This window comes from Marinobacter alkalisoli (assembly GCF_045449795.1).
Classification (GTDB): domain Bacteria; phylum Pseudomonadota; class Gammaproteobacteria; order Pseudomonadales; family Oleiphilaceae; genus Marinobacter.
On the sequence record NZ_JBJJLB010000028.1, the window covers coordinates 74509 to 88581 of the forward strand.

Sequence of the window (14073 nt, forward strand, 5' to 3'; positions counted from 1 at the left end):
TCCGGCCAGCTACCCACAGTACGTAGCTGGCCTTTCCTTTTCAGCCGTCGCTGCATACGTTCAGACAGTCAGGTAGCCACCGTCGGCATTGATGCAGGCGCCAGTGGTGTAACTGGAAGCATCTGAAGCCAGGTACAGTACGGTACCCGCCATCTCGCTCGGATCAGCGACCCGCTTCATCGGGATATGGGCCATGGCCTGTTTCTTGATGGCATCGTTGGAGGTCAGGGCACTGGCGAACTTGGTGTCCGTCAGTCCTGGCAGCAGAGCGTTGACGCGGATCTTCTGCTGTCCCAGCTCCATGGCAAAGGACTTGGTCATGGAAATCACTGCCGCCTTGGTAACGGAGTAAATGCCCTGGAAGTGGCCGGGGTTTACGCCGTTGACGGACGCCACGTTGACGATCGATCCACCGCCATTTTTCTTCATCAGCTGCGCGCCACGGGCACACATGAAGAAGTACCCGCGAATATTCACATCCACGGTTTTATGGTAAGCGCCCAGGTCGGTGTCCTCTACCGGCCCAAAATACGGGTTAGCGGCGGAATTGTTGACCAGGATGTCCAGCCTGCCATGCTCTGCCCCGATATGCGCCCAGATATCCTCAATCTGGTCCATCTCACCAATATGGCAGGCATAAGCTTCCGCACTGCCGCCGGCATCCCGAATACTGCTGGCCACCGCTTCGCAGCCCTCGATTTTACGGCTGCTGCAGATTACGTGGGCCCCGTAGTCCGCCAGTGTCCGCGCAACGCTTTCGCCAATACCACGGCTCGCACCGGTCACCAGCGCGACTTTACCTGTCAGGTCAAACAGCTCTTTACTCATGCATTCACCTCAAATCGTTATCGGAAGGTCACCAGGGCAGGGTCTTCCGCTTCCAGATGACTGTAATTATTGAAAACCGCCAGGCTGCGGCGGGCACCGGAATAGAGAATGCGTGAAACGCTGGTATTGGCGATCACGCTGTTCATCTCCAGCGCCTTGTGGTCGCTCAGGTGCAACAGGTGTTGGGCAATCACGGCAATGGGTCCGCCGGAGGTAGACACCAGGGTATCGCCGCCATCGGCGTACTCGATCAATTCGTTCAGCGCGGTGATGACACGGCTTCGGAAGGCGTCCCAGCTTTCGCTGTACTCGTCATCGTGGTCACCACTGACCCAGCGGGCCATGGCTTCCTCAAACACCTGCTGAAAGGCACGGGCGGGCTTGGGAAAAGCAGCAAGATCCGTGGCCATACGCTGCCGGTCGGCCCATTCCGGACGCAGTCGTTCAACCACCTGCATATGATCAAACTCGTTCAGGCCACCCACCGCCTGCATGTCCGGCAGGGCATCGCCGTAACCGCTGGCAATGGCTTCCACGGTTTCCCGGTGACGTTCCATGTTGCCGCCAAACACCGCATTGGGCTGCACCTTGCCCGCCAGCCAGCGACCGAGCACCCGGCCCTGCTCCCAGCCACGGGGCGAAAGCTGGTCGTAGTTATCCTTGCCAAAACTGGCCTGTCCGTGGCGAATCAGATAGATCGTCGCCATTACAGGTCACTCGCTTCAATCAGTCGCTGACAGCGCTTCTCAAGGTAATTGGCCGCATGACCAAAGGCGGCAAAACGCTTGTCTTTGGTCTGACCGTGGTAGAAGCGGTAATAGATCTGCTGAACAATCACCGCAAGACGGAACAGCCCGTAGATCTCGTAGAAATCGAAGTTATCGACTTTGAAACCGGACTTATCCATGTAGTATTCCACCACTTCCTTACGGGTCAGCATGCCCGGACGATGAGTCGGCTGCCGGCGCAACATCTGGAACGGCCCCTCGTCGTCCGCCTCGATCCAGTAAGCCAGGCTGTTGCCCAGGTCCATCAGCGGATCACCAATGGTGGCCATTTCCCAATCCAGCACGCCGATCACTTCAAACGGGTTATCCGGATTCAGCACCACGTTGTCGAAGCGGAAATCGTTGTGGATCACAACCTGGGCGAGGTCCTCGGGCATCTTGTTATTCAGCCAGCTCATCACGGCTTCAAAATCACCCACATCGTCGGTGCGGGCCTTGCGGAAACGATCGCTCCAGCCACCGATCTGTCGCTGCACATAACCGGCGCCCTTGCCCAACTTGTCCAGGCCCGCGGCTTTGGCATCCACGGTGTGCAGGTCAACCAACTTGTCGATCACATTGAGACAAAGCTTGCGGGTATCCGCCTCGCTCAATTCAAAGTCCTTCGGGAAATCCTGACGCAGGATGATGCCCTTCAGACGTTCCATCACATAGAAGTCACAACCCAGAACGTCATGATCATCACAGATAGCCACGATGTTCGGCACGTAGGGATACACCGGTTTCAGTGCATCCATCACCCTCGCCTCACGCAGCATGTCGTGGGCGGATTTGGCGATCTTGCCAAACGGCGGGCGACGCAATACGTAGGAGCGATCGCCATAATCCACCTGATAGGTCAGGTTGGAGGCGCCACCCGGGTACTGGCGAATGTCGGGATCACCTTGCAGATCCGGAATGGCCTGTTTCATAAAGCGGTCAACGGCGCTGACGTCCAGTTCCTCGCCTTCGCGGATGTCCACGGCCTGGTCGATCTGGGTCATTCAGGGCTCTCCTGTCGGTTCATCAATACAGACTTCATCATTAAAGGGGCAACGGCAACACTTACGCCTTACCACCGCCCATCTTGTTCATCCAGCGCTTGCTCTCCTGGTGCATCAGCCAGTCAAAGGCCCAGGGTGCGTGGCGCTTGAGCATCCACATACGACGCTCCTTGGCGTGGGGAAGCACCCAGAAATCCTTTTCTTTAACGGAACGGAAGATATCTTCAGCCACATCGTCCGCGGTGATACTGGAGCGCTTCATCAGTTTGTTCACATTCTGCTGGATACCGGGAATATCCGATCGCATGCTGCTGGTCAGATTGGTCTGGAAAAACGCCGGACACACGCAACTCACATGAATCCCGGCATCCCTCAACTCCTGGCTCAGCGTCTCGGACAGGGCAATAACCCCGGCCTTGGTGACATTGTAGCTGTCCATCAGCGGCGCCAGCATAAGCCCGGCCATCGAGGCCACGTTCACAAACGCACCAGAGCCCTGCTCTTTGAACTGCGGCGTAAACGCCTTGCAGCCACGAACGACGCCCAGTACGTTAATATCCAGAATCCACTCCCAGTCGGCCATGGTGGTGTCCTCGATGGAGCCCGCAGAGGCAACACCGGCATTGTTCACCACCACATCGACACCGCCCCACTTCTTGACCAGATCATCCCGGACCTTCTCAAAGTCTGTCAGCCTGCGGACATCACACTCGACAAAATAACCTTCGCCCCCGGCGGCGTTGATCTCTTGCTCAACGTCAACGCCCTGCTCCGGGTTGATATCGCCAATACAGACCTTGGCGCCTTCTTTGGCAAAACGCAGTGCAATTGCCCGGCCCAGTCCGCTGGCCCCGCCTGTGATAAATACTCGCTGTGTCATCTGTGTTCCCCGTCTTTTTTATCTGAATCCGTGCAAGAGTCAGCTGCGAGAGCCACTTCTGAAACACGCTGTAAATACATCCATGTACGCTCCGCTCCGCCATCCATGGCTCCGCAGGGTTTCAGAAGTGGCTCTCGCAGCTGACTCCCATAATTTTCAGTTATCCGATCCAAACTCCAAACTTCCCCCAATACCTCAATGACTTCACGCTGAATGCAATCTCCCAGAGCTTGGAGGAGCAGGTGGGATGGGGGTTCTGAAACTGTGCGGAGCCATGGATGGCGGAGCCCAAGCGTCACATGGATGTGCCGAAGGAGCGTGTTTCAGAACCCCCATCCCACCTGCTCCATGCACCAACTCTAGAGGCCTCACCGAACCAGGCACCAAAGTCAGGACTTGTACTTGCGAAGCTCCAGACGAGCCACCATAGCCCGATGAACCTCGTCCGGGCCATCGGCCAACCGCAATACCCGAGCATAGGCGAACAATTGCGTCAGCGGGAAATCATCGTCGCTGACACCCGCACCGCCGTGAATCTGAATCGCCTGATCCACAATGGTCTGCAGCATGGACGGAATCACCGCCTTGATCATGGACACTTCCTGCAGCGCCCCGGCGATACCCTTGGTATCCAGCGCCCAGGCACACTTGAGGGTCAACAAACGGGCCTGCTCAATCGACATGCGCGCATTAGCAATGATGTCCGGATTACCGCCCAGCTTTGCGATCGGGCGTCCAAAAGCTTCACGGCCGGTTGCACGTTTGATCAGTAACTCCAACGTGCGTTCAGCGGCGCCGATGGCCCGCATGCAGTGATGAACACGGCCCGGTCCCAGGCGGCCCTGGGCGATTTCAAAACCACGACCCGGGCCGGCAATGAAGGCGCTCTTCGGCAAACGGACATTCTCAAACGAGACGACACCATGACCGTACGGCTCATCGTATTCGCCAAACACCGGCAGCATGCGCTCAATCTTCACGCCCGGGGTATCCAGCGGCACCAGAACCATGGAGTGGCGGCGGTGCTTCTGGGCTTCCGGGTCGGTCAGGCCCATGAAGATCGCCACCTTGCAATCCGGATGACCAATGCCGGTGCTCCACCATTTGCGGCCATTGAGGACCACTTCATCACCTTCAACAATGGCGGTGGCTTCCATATTGGTTGCGTCCGATGAGGCAACTGCCGGTTCCGTCATACAGAAAGCGGAACGGATTTCGCCGCTTTGCAGCCGTGGTAGCCACTCGGCTTTCTGCTCTTCGGAGCCGTAATGGATCAGCACCTCCATGTTGCCGGTGTCAGGCGCGTTGCAGTTGAAGATTTCCGGAGCAATGAAACTGCGGCCGGTTTCCTCGGCAATCAGGGCGTAGTCGGAGTTAAGCAGGCCGCAACCGTGCTCTTCATCGGGGAAGAACATGTTCCACAGGCCCTGGGCTTTGGCCTTTTCCTTCAGTTCCCTGATGATGGGCAGCACTACCCAGCGGTTATCCAGGGAGGCCAGCTCCCGGTGGTACTGTTCTTCAATCGGAAATATCTCATCTTTCATGAACGCTTTAACGCGTTCGAGATAATCCTGGCCTTTCGCTGAGATGGTAAAGTCCATAGCTGGTTCCTCGCCTCTTGACTGATTGAAGCCAGTCTAGAACCCTGCCAACTATTACGCGACTGAATTTTTCTTATCGTTTATCATTAGCCATACTTATTCACCAAATTGGCAATCAATCATGGCTCTGAACCGACTGGACCTTAACCTTTTGCACGTTTTCGACACCATCTATCGGGAAGGCAGCCTGACCCGCGCCGCCAAGGCGCTGCACCTGACACAACCGGCAGTCAGCCATTCCCTGTCACGGTTGCGAGAGCATTTTGACGATCCACTGTTTACCCGTCAGGGCAACCAGATGATTCCCACCCCCCTGGCCCGTCGATTCCTGGAATCCATGCGCCCCGGGCTTACCCAGATCCAGGGGGCGGTCAACCAGTTCCACGCCTTTGATCCTGCGACCCAGCGTAAGACCTACTCCCTGGCGTTGCGGGATATTCTGGAATCGACTTTCCTGCCACAGCTGATGCAACGGCTCGACCACTACCCGGAACTGGAAATTGTCAGCCAACGTATTCCCCGGCGGGACATGGAAACCCAGCTCGCCGCGGGAAAGCTGGATTTCGCGGTGGACGTGCTGCTGCCGGTGAGCAATCAGACCGCCCATGAGCTGTTGCGGCGGGATCGCCTGGTGGTATTGGCAAGGGCGGGGCATCCGCTGGCTGAAGGTGAGCTTACAATGGACAGGTATATCGCCGCCCAGCACGTGTTGGTGTCCTCACGCACCGAGGGCCCCGGAATCGAGGATTTCGAGCTGTCGCGTCTGGGCGTGCAACGGCATATACGTCTGCGTTGTCAGCATTACTACGCAGCCTGCCGGGTCGTCGAGGGGACGAACCTGCTACTGACCATGCCCGAAACCTACGCCCGGATCATCGCGGAGCGTGCGGATATACACATCCTCACACCGCCCGCAGACCTACCCGGCCTGGATGTACACCTCTACTGGCACAAGGCTTATGAACGGGAACCCGCATTAATCTGGTTCCGCGAACAGCTCAGGCACATTGCGTGAAAGCGCCGGTCAGTAGGCACCAACCAGGCCAAGGAAGCCAAAGAACCCGGCGGCGGTGATACCCATCGACAGGACCACGATCCCAAAGCCCCACCAGATAGCCGCGCCATCGGAAACCGGCACGTCATGGCCCCGCAAGGTTCGGTAGAACGCCCAGGGGCCCAGAATAAACGCCCCCACCACGGCAAACACCAACCCGACACTGATACCGGCGAAGGTCCAGGTGGCCAGCACCGTTGCCCGGTCGGAGGCCTGTTCCTCCACTCCGTGACGCAATAGAAACTGCTTACAGAAAAACCAGATCAGGGCGAACAGGACGATAACAAACACCAGCCCGCCAACAATCGTAACAATGCGATAGAACAAGATATTACCTCTGAGTTGGGCACGCTATCCCAGGATAGCGGGAGATCCCACTCACTATAGCGCCCGCCCTTTCTCACGTAAAACAACGTTCATGTTGATCGGTGGCATCCATCACCGTCGCGACTACACTGACAGGGATAGTTCAATACGCTTTCAAAACCAACAGGAGTTTCCGGAATGGCCCAGAAAACCCGCATCGCCGTCACCCCGGGCGACGGCATTGGCCCTGAAGTTGTCGCCGAGGCTGTGCGTTGCCTGGAGACGCTTCGCTCCAGGCATAACCTGGACCTGGAATGGACCCGCTTTCCCTGGCCCTCCCACGCCTGGCATGAAGAACATGGCGAATCCATGCCGGAAGATGCGCTGACCCAACTCAAGGAATTTGATGCCATCCTGTTGGGCGCCCTGGGCGATCCCGGCCCGGTGGATGACCCACAGCGCTACCTGTTGCCGGACAGTATTTCCCTGGCGCCACTGCTGGATATGCGCAAGGGGTTTGACCAGTGGGTTTGCGAACGGCCCGCCCGGCTGTTGCCCGGAGCCCGCCAGTACCTGGCCGATGAGCGTGCCAAAGACATCGACATGCTGGTCATCCGGGAAAACAGCGAAGGCGAATACGTCAGCCAGGGTGGTCGGCTGCGTAAAGGCACACCCGATGAAGTCGCCACCCAGATGGAAGTGTTCACCCGCCACGCCACTGACCGGATCATTCGCTACGGTTTTGAGCAGGCCCGCCTGCGAGCCAGCGATCGGATCAAAGAGGGGCGCACACGCCACTTCAAAACCCTGGACGGCCGCACCTGCGAAAGCCAGGTCTGCATTGTTACCAAGCGCAATGCCCTGCGCTACTGGGGTGACATGTACTCCGAAGCCTTTGAAGACATCAGCAAGGAATACCCGGACGTAGCCACTCACCACGAACTGGTGGATGCCGCCTGCATGAAGTTCGTGCAGTGCCCCTGGGCCTTTGATGTGGTGGTCGCCAGTAACCTGCAGGGTGACATTCTGACGGACCTGGCCGCTGTTCTTTCAGGAGGCATGGGTGTTGCCCCGTCCTGCAACCTGAACCCCACCGACCCCGATATGCCGTCCATGTTCGAACCCACCCACGGCAGTGCCCCGGATATTGCCGGCCAGGGCCTGGCGGACCCCACGGCCATGCTGTTCACCACCGCACGCATGCTGGAGTGGCTGGGGCGCAATGACCCGGCGCTGGCTGCTGCCGGACAAAAGCTGTTTGACGCCGTGGCGTCGGATCTCGCGGAGAACGCCGGAACCCGACGGGGCACCAATGAAGTCGGCAGCGCGATCTGCCAGCGCCTGGATACGGGCAACTAATCTTTCTCATGCATTTGAAAAGCAGCTTTTTAGGACTAGGCTGCAAAAGGGACTAAATTCACTTCGGGAGGTGCACCGTGACCGATCAAAAAGGCAAGTTATCACCACTGCTGAAACAGGCGACTGGCATAACCGCAGCCAAGGGCGAAGGCGCCTATATCATTGATCCGGATGGCCGACGGTATCTGGATTTCACCTCCGGCATTGGCGTCACCAGTACCGGTCACTGTCACCCGAAAGTTGTGGACGCTGCACAGAAACAGGTGGCGACCATGATTCACGCCCAGGCGACCACGGTGATGAATCCACGGCTCCCGGAACTGGCGGAAAAACTGGGCGAACTCACCCCGGACCCGCTGAATGCATTCTTTTTCTCCAACGCCGGCACCGAGGTGGCTGAAGGCGCCATCCGACTGGTACGCCAGGCCACGGGGCGGCCAAACATCATTGTTTTTCATGGTGGCTTCCATGGGCGCACCATGGGCTCCCTGTCCCTGACTACATCCAGTGTGGGGCTGCGCGCCGGGGTGAGCCCGATGATGGGCGGCGTTGTCGTGGCGCCCTTCCCCCACGCCCACCATTATGGCTGGAACCTGGAAGACACCACCGACTTCTGCCTGCGGGAACTGGATCGCATCTTTGTAACCTACTCCGCGCCCAAAGAAACCGCCGCCATGCTGATTGAACCGATTCAGGGCGAAGGCGGCTATGTGCCCGCCAATGCCCGCTTCCTGGAAGGCCTGCGGGAACGTTGTGACAAGCACGGCATTATGCTGGTGTTCGATGAGGTCCAGGCCGGCTTCGGCCGCAGCGGCAAGTTCTGGGCCCACCAACACTTTGGCGTGACGCCGGATGCCATCATGATAGCCAAGGGCCTGGCCAGCGGCTTCCCGATTTCGGCATTGGCGGCATCGGAAGAAACCATGGCCAAGGGCTGGCCCGGCTCCCAGGGCGGCACCTACGGAGGCAATGCGGTCGCAGCGGCTGCAGCTATTGCCACCATCGACGTCATCCGCGAAGAAGGACTGGTGGAGAATGCGGAAAGGATGGGCAAACGCCTGTCAGACAGTCTTCACAGCCTGAAAAACGATTATCCGGACATGGCGGATGTTCGCGGCAAGGGCTTGATGGTCGGCGTGGAAATGCGGCGGGACGGCTGTCCGGATGGCGAGCGCGCCGGCAAGATCCTCAAGGAATGCGAGCAGCGCGGCTTGCTGATGCTGCGCTGCGGCCCCTACCAGGAGATTGTGCGCTGGCTGCCGCCACTGATCGTCAATGAACAACAGATTGATGAGGCGGTGAATATCTTCGAGGAAGCCCTGAAAGCAACCGCCTGATTTTCCCCATAACGCAGATAACGTAACGTAAAAGGGGCCGCTGATTCCGGCCCCTTTTACGTTCTTCCACGCTTATTCTGACATCACAAACTCAAGCCGACCGGGGGCCACCCGGACATCCATCGGGACCATTCCGAACATGCGCTGGGCAACATCCGTGTCGTCCAGGCGGTAGACTGGCATGGTCTCCAGCATCTGCGCCACAACCCGCATCACGTTGTCGGTCACTGGCTTGAGATCACCCTTGAACAGAGGTGAATCGATACTGCTCTCCAGCAGCTGGAGGCGACGGATATAAACCGCCCTTTCCTCGGCATCATAGACCGGCGCCCCTTCCACTTTCAGCGCAAGGTCCACCGGCAGCTTGGCCATCAGAGCATTGAGTGCCACCTGGCCCTTGAGATCGATAACAGCCACATCCCGGCCGTCGGGCCCCAGGGTGATATCGGCATCACTCAGACTCAGGCTTAATGGCGAGCCACTTTTCAACTGCTCCCGGTCAAAGGTGGTGACAGCATCCTGAAAGTGACGCTCCAGTGTCGCTTCCGAGATCGAATAAGGCGACAGGCTGGCGCAACCGCTGATCAGGCTGACTGCCAGGGCGAGAACAGCCGGCAGGACGGATGAACGCTTGAAAACCATGGAATCTTCTCCGGAATGATCACGAACAGAAGGGGCTAGCCTAAGCCATCCCGAACGCAGAGTAGGTTAAGAATTCGTTAGAGAGGCTCACTCGTTCTCCGCGTGAACCTCAACATGGGGCGTCAGGTCATCATCTACCGCGACCTTCAGCAGGATAGGCTGACAGCATACCTGGCAGTCCTCAACATACTCCTGCTCCTGCACCGAGGGGTCGACGCTGACTTCCAGCGTCTCCCAGCAGTACGGGCATTGAATGAGAACCGAGTCCAGGGCTGCCATATCCACCTCAGAACTGTTGCTTCGCCATCCACGGTATTACCCGGTCAAACGCTTCTTCGAGTTTCTCACACGTGGTCGAGAAACTGATCCTGACTGCATTGGTGCAGTGTTCGCCGAAGGCATCGCCGGGCACCATGCACACGCCGGTTTCTTTCAACATGCGCAGGGCCAGATCAGAACCATCCACATGGGGCGGCAGATCCGGGAAGGCAAAGAATGCACCGCCTGGCTTGTAACCGGTCATATGGGGCGTCTGATCGATCAGCTCAACCACCTTGTCACGGCGCTCCCGGTATATGTCCACCATATCCTTGACGCACTGCTGGTCACCGGTCAATGCCGCGACCCCGGCAAACTGGGACGGGGTGTTGGCCACCGAGGTGGTAAACATGTGATAGCGACGCAGCGACTTGATGGCCGCCTGGCTCGAAATAACCCATCCGATCCGCAGCCCCGCCATGCTGTAAGTCTTGGAAAAACTGCTGATGCACATGATGTTGTCCAGGTCCATCGAACAGTTCAGCACGCTGGCGAAGTCATCGTCGTCGAAAATCAGGTGGTCGTAGACCTCATCCGCATATACCTGAATCCCGCGGTAGGCACACTCTTCCAGAATGGTCTCCACCGTGCTGCGGGGATAGACCGCTCCGGTGGGGTTGTTCGGGTTATTGAGGATAAGGGCGAAGGTGCGCGCGCCCATAGCGCGGATGACCTCGTCCGGATCCAGCTGATGATTGTTCTCCGCCCGGGTGGGAACAAACTTGACCTCGCCACCGTTCATGCGGATCAGCGGGGCATACAGCAGGAACGACGGATCGGTCACAATAAACTGCCGCCCCGGCGCTGATGTGGCGGAGATAGCCAGGTACATCGCTTCGGTGGCGCCACTGGTAATCAGGATGTTGTCCCGCGTCAGCCGCCGGTTGTAACGCTTGCCGTAATAGTCCCGCAGTGCCACCAGCAGCTCCGGCAAACCTGCGTCCATGGTGTAACCGGTCTGCCCGGCATTCAGGGCATCGATGTAGGCATCGATAATGTGCTTGGGCGTTGGCAGATCCGGCTGACCGATGGACAGGTGAATCACATCCTTCATGGTCGCCGCCATATTCACCATGCGACGAATGCCGGGGACCGGAATGGCCTGCATGGCGGGATTCCAACTGGCCTTGCTCTTGCGATACTTCACTTTCCGTGGCTTGGCCTGGCCAGTTTCGTTGTTGGCGGCTCCGACCATAAGAACACCTCCTGCAAACAAGGCAAAATATAAGGTACTCATGCAGGTTAGTCAGTAAACAGGAGAGGAACAAGGCCTGACAACAGAAAGATTCAAGGCTTGGATCAACTGTCATTTTCCGGGCACTGAACGCCTCTGTTTCGGCAACTCAGGTTGACCGCCCGCCACCGGCGAACCAGACTGTACAAGGCTGGATCGTAACGCCTTGCCATGCGTTCCCGGCGCCCTCAAACAGCGTATTCAGGTGAGTGGAGGACAGATGACAAAACACAGCAAACCGGTCGTAACCGTTCTGACTGCCCCGGACGAACAGGAACCGCCTGGAATGGATGCCCTCCGGGCCAGAGCCACCGTACGGTTTGCCTGTGACGAACCTACTCTGAGAGACACCCTCCCCGGCACCGATGTGATGATGGTGACGGACTTTCGCACCGAAGCCCTGGAAGCCGCCTGGCCCGCCGCCGACAAACTTCAGTGGATTCACGCCACCAGCGCCGGCGTGGACGCCCTGATGTTCCCCGCGCTGACCGAAGGCGACGTAACGGTTACCAACGCCCGGGGTATTTTCGACCGCACCATTGCTGAATACGTGCTCTGCACCATTCTGATGTTCGCCAAGGACTTCCCCCGCTCCATCCGCCTGCAGATGGACCACAAGTGGCAGCACCGGGATACCGAACGGGCACAAGGCAATCATGTCCTGGTGGTGGGCGCCGGCTCTATCGGCCGCCAGATCGGTCGCCTGGTCAGCGCCATTGGCATGAATCCCCACGGCATTGCCCGCAAGGCGCGCCATGACGACCCTGACTTTGTCGCCGTGCACAGCAACGACGACCTGTTCGAACAGCTGGCCCTGGCGGATTATGTGGTCATCGCCGCGCCGCTAACGCCCCAGACCGAAGGCCTGTTCGACAGCAAGGCATTCAAGACCATGCGCCCCCACGCTCGGCTGATCAACATCGGCCGCGGCCCCATCGTTAAAACCGATGATCTGGTCGACGCCTTAAAGAACGGTGAGATCGCCGGCGCCGGCCTGGATGTGTTCGAGGAAGAACCGCTACCGGAAGATCACCCACTATGGGACATGGAAAACGTCATCATGACGGCCCACATGGCCGGCGATTTCATCGGCTGGAAACGCGCCCTCACCGACCAGTTTCTGGAGAACTTTGATCGCTGGCATGGTGGCGAGGAGCTGTTTAATCTGGTGAACAAGGAGCTTGGGTACGCTGGGAGCAAGTAGCGCGGGATTATCGGAGTCCGGAGCGGGCGACAGGGACGTGTTCCAAAACACGCTGTGAATACTTCCCTGTACGCTCGGCTCCGCCATCCATGGCTCCGCACGGTTTTGGAACACGTCCCTGTCGCCCGCTCCTCCGAGTATATGACGCAGTTCAGTTCACGGCGTAAACGTAAAAACGTAGGTCGGATTAGCCGCAGGCGTAATCCGACAAAACCAAATCATTTAACGACTATTACTGGCTGCAAACTGCCTCTGCAACGGCAACAAATCAAACACCCGCTCCGGATTATTCGGATCCACCAACTCCGTAGACGACTTATAAACCCTCGGGGTCGTATACAGCAGTTTCAGCGCCGTACTATGGGGCATCGCCATATACCGCTCCCCGTGATTCTCCTCCAGCCACTTCCGCACACGCGGCGCCATGTTGTGCCCCATTTTCGGAAAGAAATGGTGCTCCACATGATGACTGAACCGGAAGTGCAACCGATCCAGCACCGGATGGCTGCGCAGGCTCATGGAGTTGTCCAGTGGATTATTGGTGGCCGTCTGAGGGCGCAGGAAGTGATTGGTGAGGATATACCCCTGCCCCAGGGCGTTAGCCGCCATGAACGGTACAACCACCGTAAACAGCGCCAGAGGACCGGAGATCACCGCAAGTACAGCCCACAGCGCCATGCAGTAAAAGGTCTGGCGAATCGCCTTGCTACGATCGAAGCCCTGAAACTGCTTACGACGCTTCGCCTGGAACCAAAGCACCAGCTGTGCGTGAAAGGTGAACGAATAAGTCAGGAACAGATAGCTGTACCAGGTACCTGAACCCGGCGCCAGCCTGGTGAACTTCTTCTGCTTGGGATCGGTCTTGTAACGGCGCAAGGTACCGAAACTGTCCGGGTCCGTATCCCCGGTATTGGTATTGCCGTGATGCACCACATTGTGCCACTTGCGCCAGAACTCCGGCGGCACAATCATCGGCCCGAACCCCAGCCAACCAAAGAAATTCTGCCAGCGCTTGCTCATGCCCAGCGCCCCGTGCAACACCTCATGGGCCAGCAGCGCCTGAGCACCAATGGTATGCCCGACCACCAGCCCAAGGCCCAGATTCGCATACCACGGCAACCCCGCCAGCAGAATCGTCGCAATCCCGCCCCAGATGATCATCTGCAACGGCAGAAACCAGATCACCCGCCAGGTCTGCGCCTGGAACGTATCCGCCGGCAGCTCCTTCTTCATCCTGTCCCGAAGCTCACGCTCATCGGGTTTTCCAAACACGGCATTTCCCATTGAATCGGGCTTAACAGCAGCGTTCATTCGTCACCTTTCATTCTGAAAACACAATCGTTCAGCACGCCTCTATCACTTTGAGCGTACAAGTGTGAGCCGAATTTACAGAAAGAAAGATCCAATAACAATGGCAGATGAATGAATTTTTGGTGACTACAAAAACATTTGCGTACACGCGTACCTTGTAGAAAGAGAAGCTATCACCATAGTCGGAGGGGCTGGTCGGGTGAGTCTTCCACGGGATCTCTTCGGCCA

15 protein-coding genes are annotated in these 14073 nt (G+C 58.0%); 4 read left to right on the forward strand and 11 right to left on the reverse strand.

Features of this window, described 5'->3' with window-relative positions:
• Positions 1-60: 60 nt before the first annotated feature.
• The 5 genes from ACJO3M_RS14165 to ACJO3M_RS14185 all read right to left on the reverse strand — a co-directional run bounded on the left by ACJO3M_RS14165 (position 61) and on the right by ACJO3M_RS14185 (position 5080).
• Entirely contained in the window at positions 61-828 is a 768-nt protein-coding gene (locus tag ACJO3M_RS14165) for an SDR family oxidoreductase (RefSeq protein WP_407002042.1), read from the reverse strand.
• A 17-nt stretch (positions 829-845) separates the two neighbouring features.
• Positions 846-1535, reverse strand: coding sequence for a histidine phosphatase family protein (locus ACJO3M_RS14170; protein ID WP_407002043.1), 690 nt, complete (start codon positions 1533-1535; stop codon positions 846-848).
• On the reverse strand, positions 1535-2599 hold the full coding sequence (locus ACJO3M_RS14175; RefSeq protein ID WP_407002044.1) for a phosphotransferase family protein: 1065 nt from the start codon (positions 2597-2599) through the stop codon (positions 1535-1537). The genes ACJO3M_RS14170 and ACJO3M_RS14175 overlap by 1 nt, the downstream gene beginning before the upstream one ends.
• 61 nt (positions 2600-2660) lie before the next feature.
• Positions 2661-3479 (reverse strand): SDR family oxidoreductase, encoded by an 819-nt coding sequence (locus ACJO3M_RS14180; RefSeq protein WP_407002045.1) that lies wholly within the window; start codon positions 3477-3479, stop codon positions 2661-2663.
• 389 nt (positions 3480-3868) lie between these two features.
• Entirely contained in the window at positions 3869-5080 is a 1212-nt protein-coding gene (locus tag ACJO3M_RS14185; RefSeq protein ID WP_407002046.1) for an acyl-CoA dehydrogenase family protein, read from the reverse strand.
• Between the two features lie 121 nt (positions 5081-5201).
• Here ACJO3M_RS14185 and ACJO3M_RS14190 point away from each other — a divergent pair, with 121 nt between their 5' ends.
• Positions 5202-6095 carry a LysR family transcriptional regulator gene (locus ACJO3M_RS14190; RefSeq protein WP_407002047.1) on the forward strand — a complete coding sequence of 298 codons (894 nt, stop codon included), beginning with the start codon at positions 5202-5204 and terminating at the stop codon, positions 6093-6095.
• Positions 6096-6104: 9 nt separating this feature from the next.
• Here ACJO3M_RS14190 and ACJO3M_RS14195 read toward each other — a convergent pair whose 3' ends face one another.
• Positions 6105-6461 carry a hypothetical protein gene (locus ACJO3M_RS14195; RefSeq protein ID WP_407002048.1) on the reverse strand — a complete coding sequence of 119 codons (357 nt, stop codon included), beginning with the start codon at positions 6459-6461 and terminating at the stop codon, positions 6105-6107.
• 177 nt (positions 6462-6638) lie between these two features.
• Between ACJO3M_RS14195 and ACJO3M_RS14200 the strand changes: the two genes are divergently transcribed.
• Together ACJO3M_RS14200 and ACJO3M_RS14205 are read left to right on the forward strand one after the other, a co-directional pair.
• On the forward strand, positions 6639-7799 hold the full coding sequence (locus tag ACJO3M_RS14200) for an isocitrate/isopropylmalate dehydrogenase family protein (RefSeq protein ID WP_407002049.1): 1161 nt from the start codon (positions 6639-6641) through the stop codon (positions 7797-7799).
• A 77-nt stretch (positions 7800-7876) separates the two neighbouring features.
• Positions 7877-9136, forward strand: coding sequence for an aspartate aminotransferase family protein (locus ACJO3M_RS14205; protein ID WP_407002050.1), 1260 nt, complete (start codon positions 7877-7879; stop codon positions 9134-9136).
• Positions 9137-9208: 72 nt separating this feature from the next.
• Here ACJO3M_RS14205 and ACJO3M_RS14210 read toward each other — a convergent pair whose 3' ends face one another.
• The 3 genes from ACJO3M_RS14210 to ACJO3M_RS14220 all read right to left on the reverse strand — a co-directional run bounded on the left by ACJO3M_RS14210 (position 9209) and on the right by ACJO3M_RS14220 (position 11291).
• Positions 9209-9778 carry a YceB family lipoprotein gene (locus ACJO3M_RS14210; RefSeq protein ID WP_407002051.1) on the reverse strand — a complete coding sequence of 190 codons (570 nt, stop codon included), beginning with the start codon at positions 9776-9778 and terminating at the stop codon, positions 9209-9211.
• Positions 9779-9865: 87 nt separating this feature from the next.
• On the reverse strand, positions 9866-10057 hold the full coding sequence (locus ACJO3M_RS14215) for a CPXCG motif-containing cysteine-rich protein (protein WP_407002052.1): 192 nt from the start codon (positions 10055-10057) through the stop codon (positions 9866-9868).
• 7 nt (positions 10058-10064) lie between these two features.
• Complete coding sequence (locus ACJO3M_RS14220; RefSeq protein ID WP_407002053.1) at positions 10065-11291, reverse strand: pyridoxal phosphate-dependent aminotransferase; 1227 nt, start codon at positions 11289-11291, stop codon at positions 10065-10067.
• A 259-nt stretch (positions 11292-11550) separates the two neighbouring features.
• On the opposite strand from ACJO3M_RS14220, the gene ACJO3M_RS14225 reads away from it, so the two are divergent.
• Positions 11551-12534 carry a D-2-hydroxyacid dehydrogenase gene (locus ACJO3M_RS14225; RefSeq protein ID WP_407002054.1) on the forward strand — a complete coding sequence of 328 codons (984 nt, stop codon included), beginning with the start codon at positions 11551-11553 and terminating at the stop codon, positions 12532-12534.
• A 222-nt stretch (positions 12535-12756) separates the two neighbouring features.
• On the opposite strand, the gene ACJO3M_RS14230 is transcribed toward ACJO3M_RS14225, so the two are convergent.
• Both ACJO3M_RS14230 and ACJO3M_RS14235 read right to left on the reverse strand, forming a co-directional pair.
• The gene (locus ACJO3M_RS14230; protein ID WP_407002055.1) at positions 12757-13845 is read right to left on the reverse strand and encodes a fatty acid desaturase family protein; all 1089 of its coding nucleotides are present in this window, start codon (positions 13843-13845) and stop codon (positions 12757-12759) included.
• Positions 13846-13876: 31 nt separating this feature from the next.
• Positions 13877-14073, reverse strand: a 197-nt coding sequence (locus ACJO3M_RS14235; RefSeq protein ID WP_407002056.1) for a hypothetical protein, incomplete at its 5' end; no start/stop codon positions are given.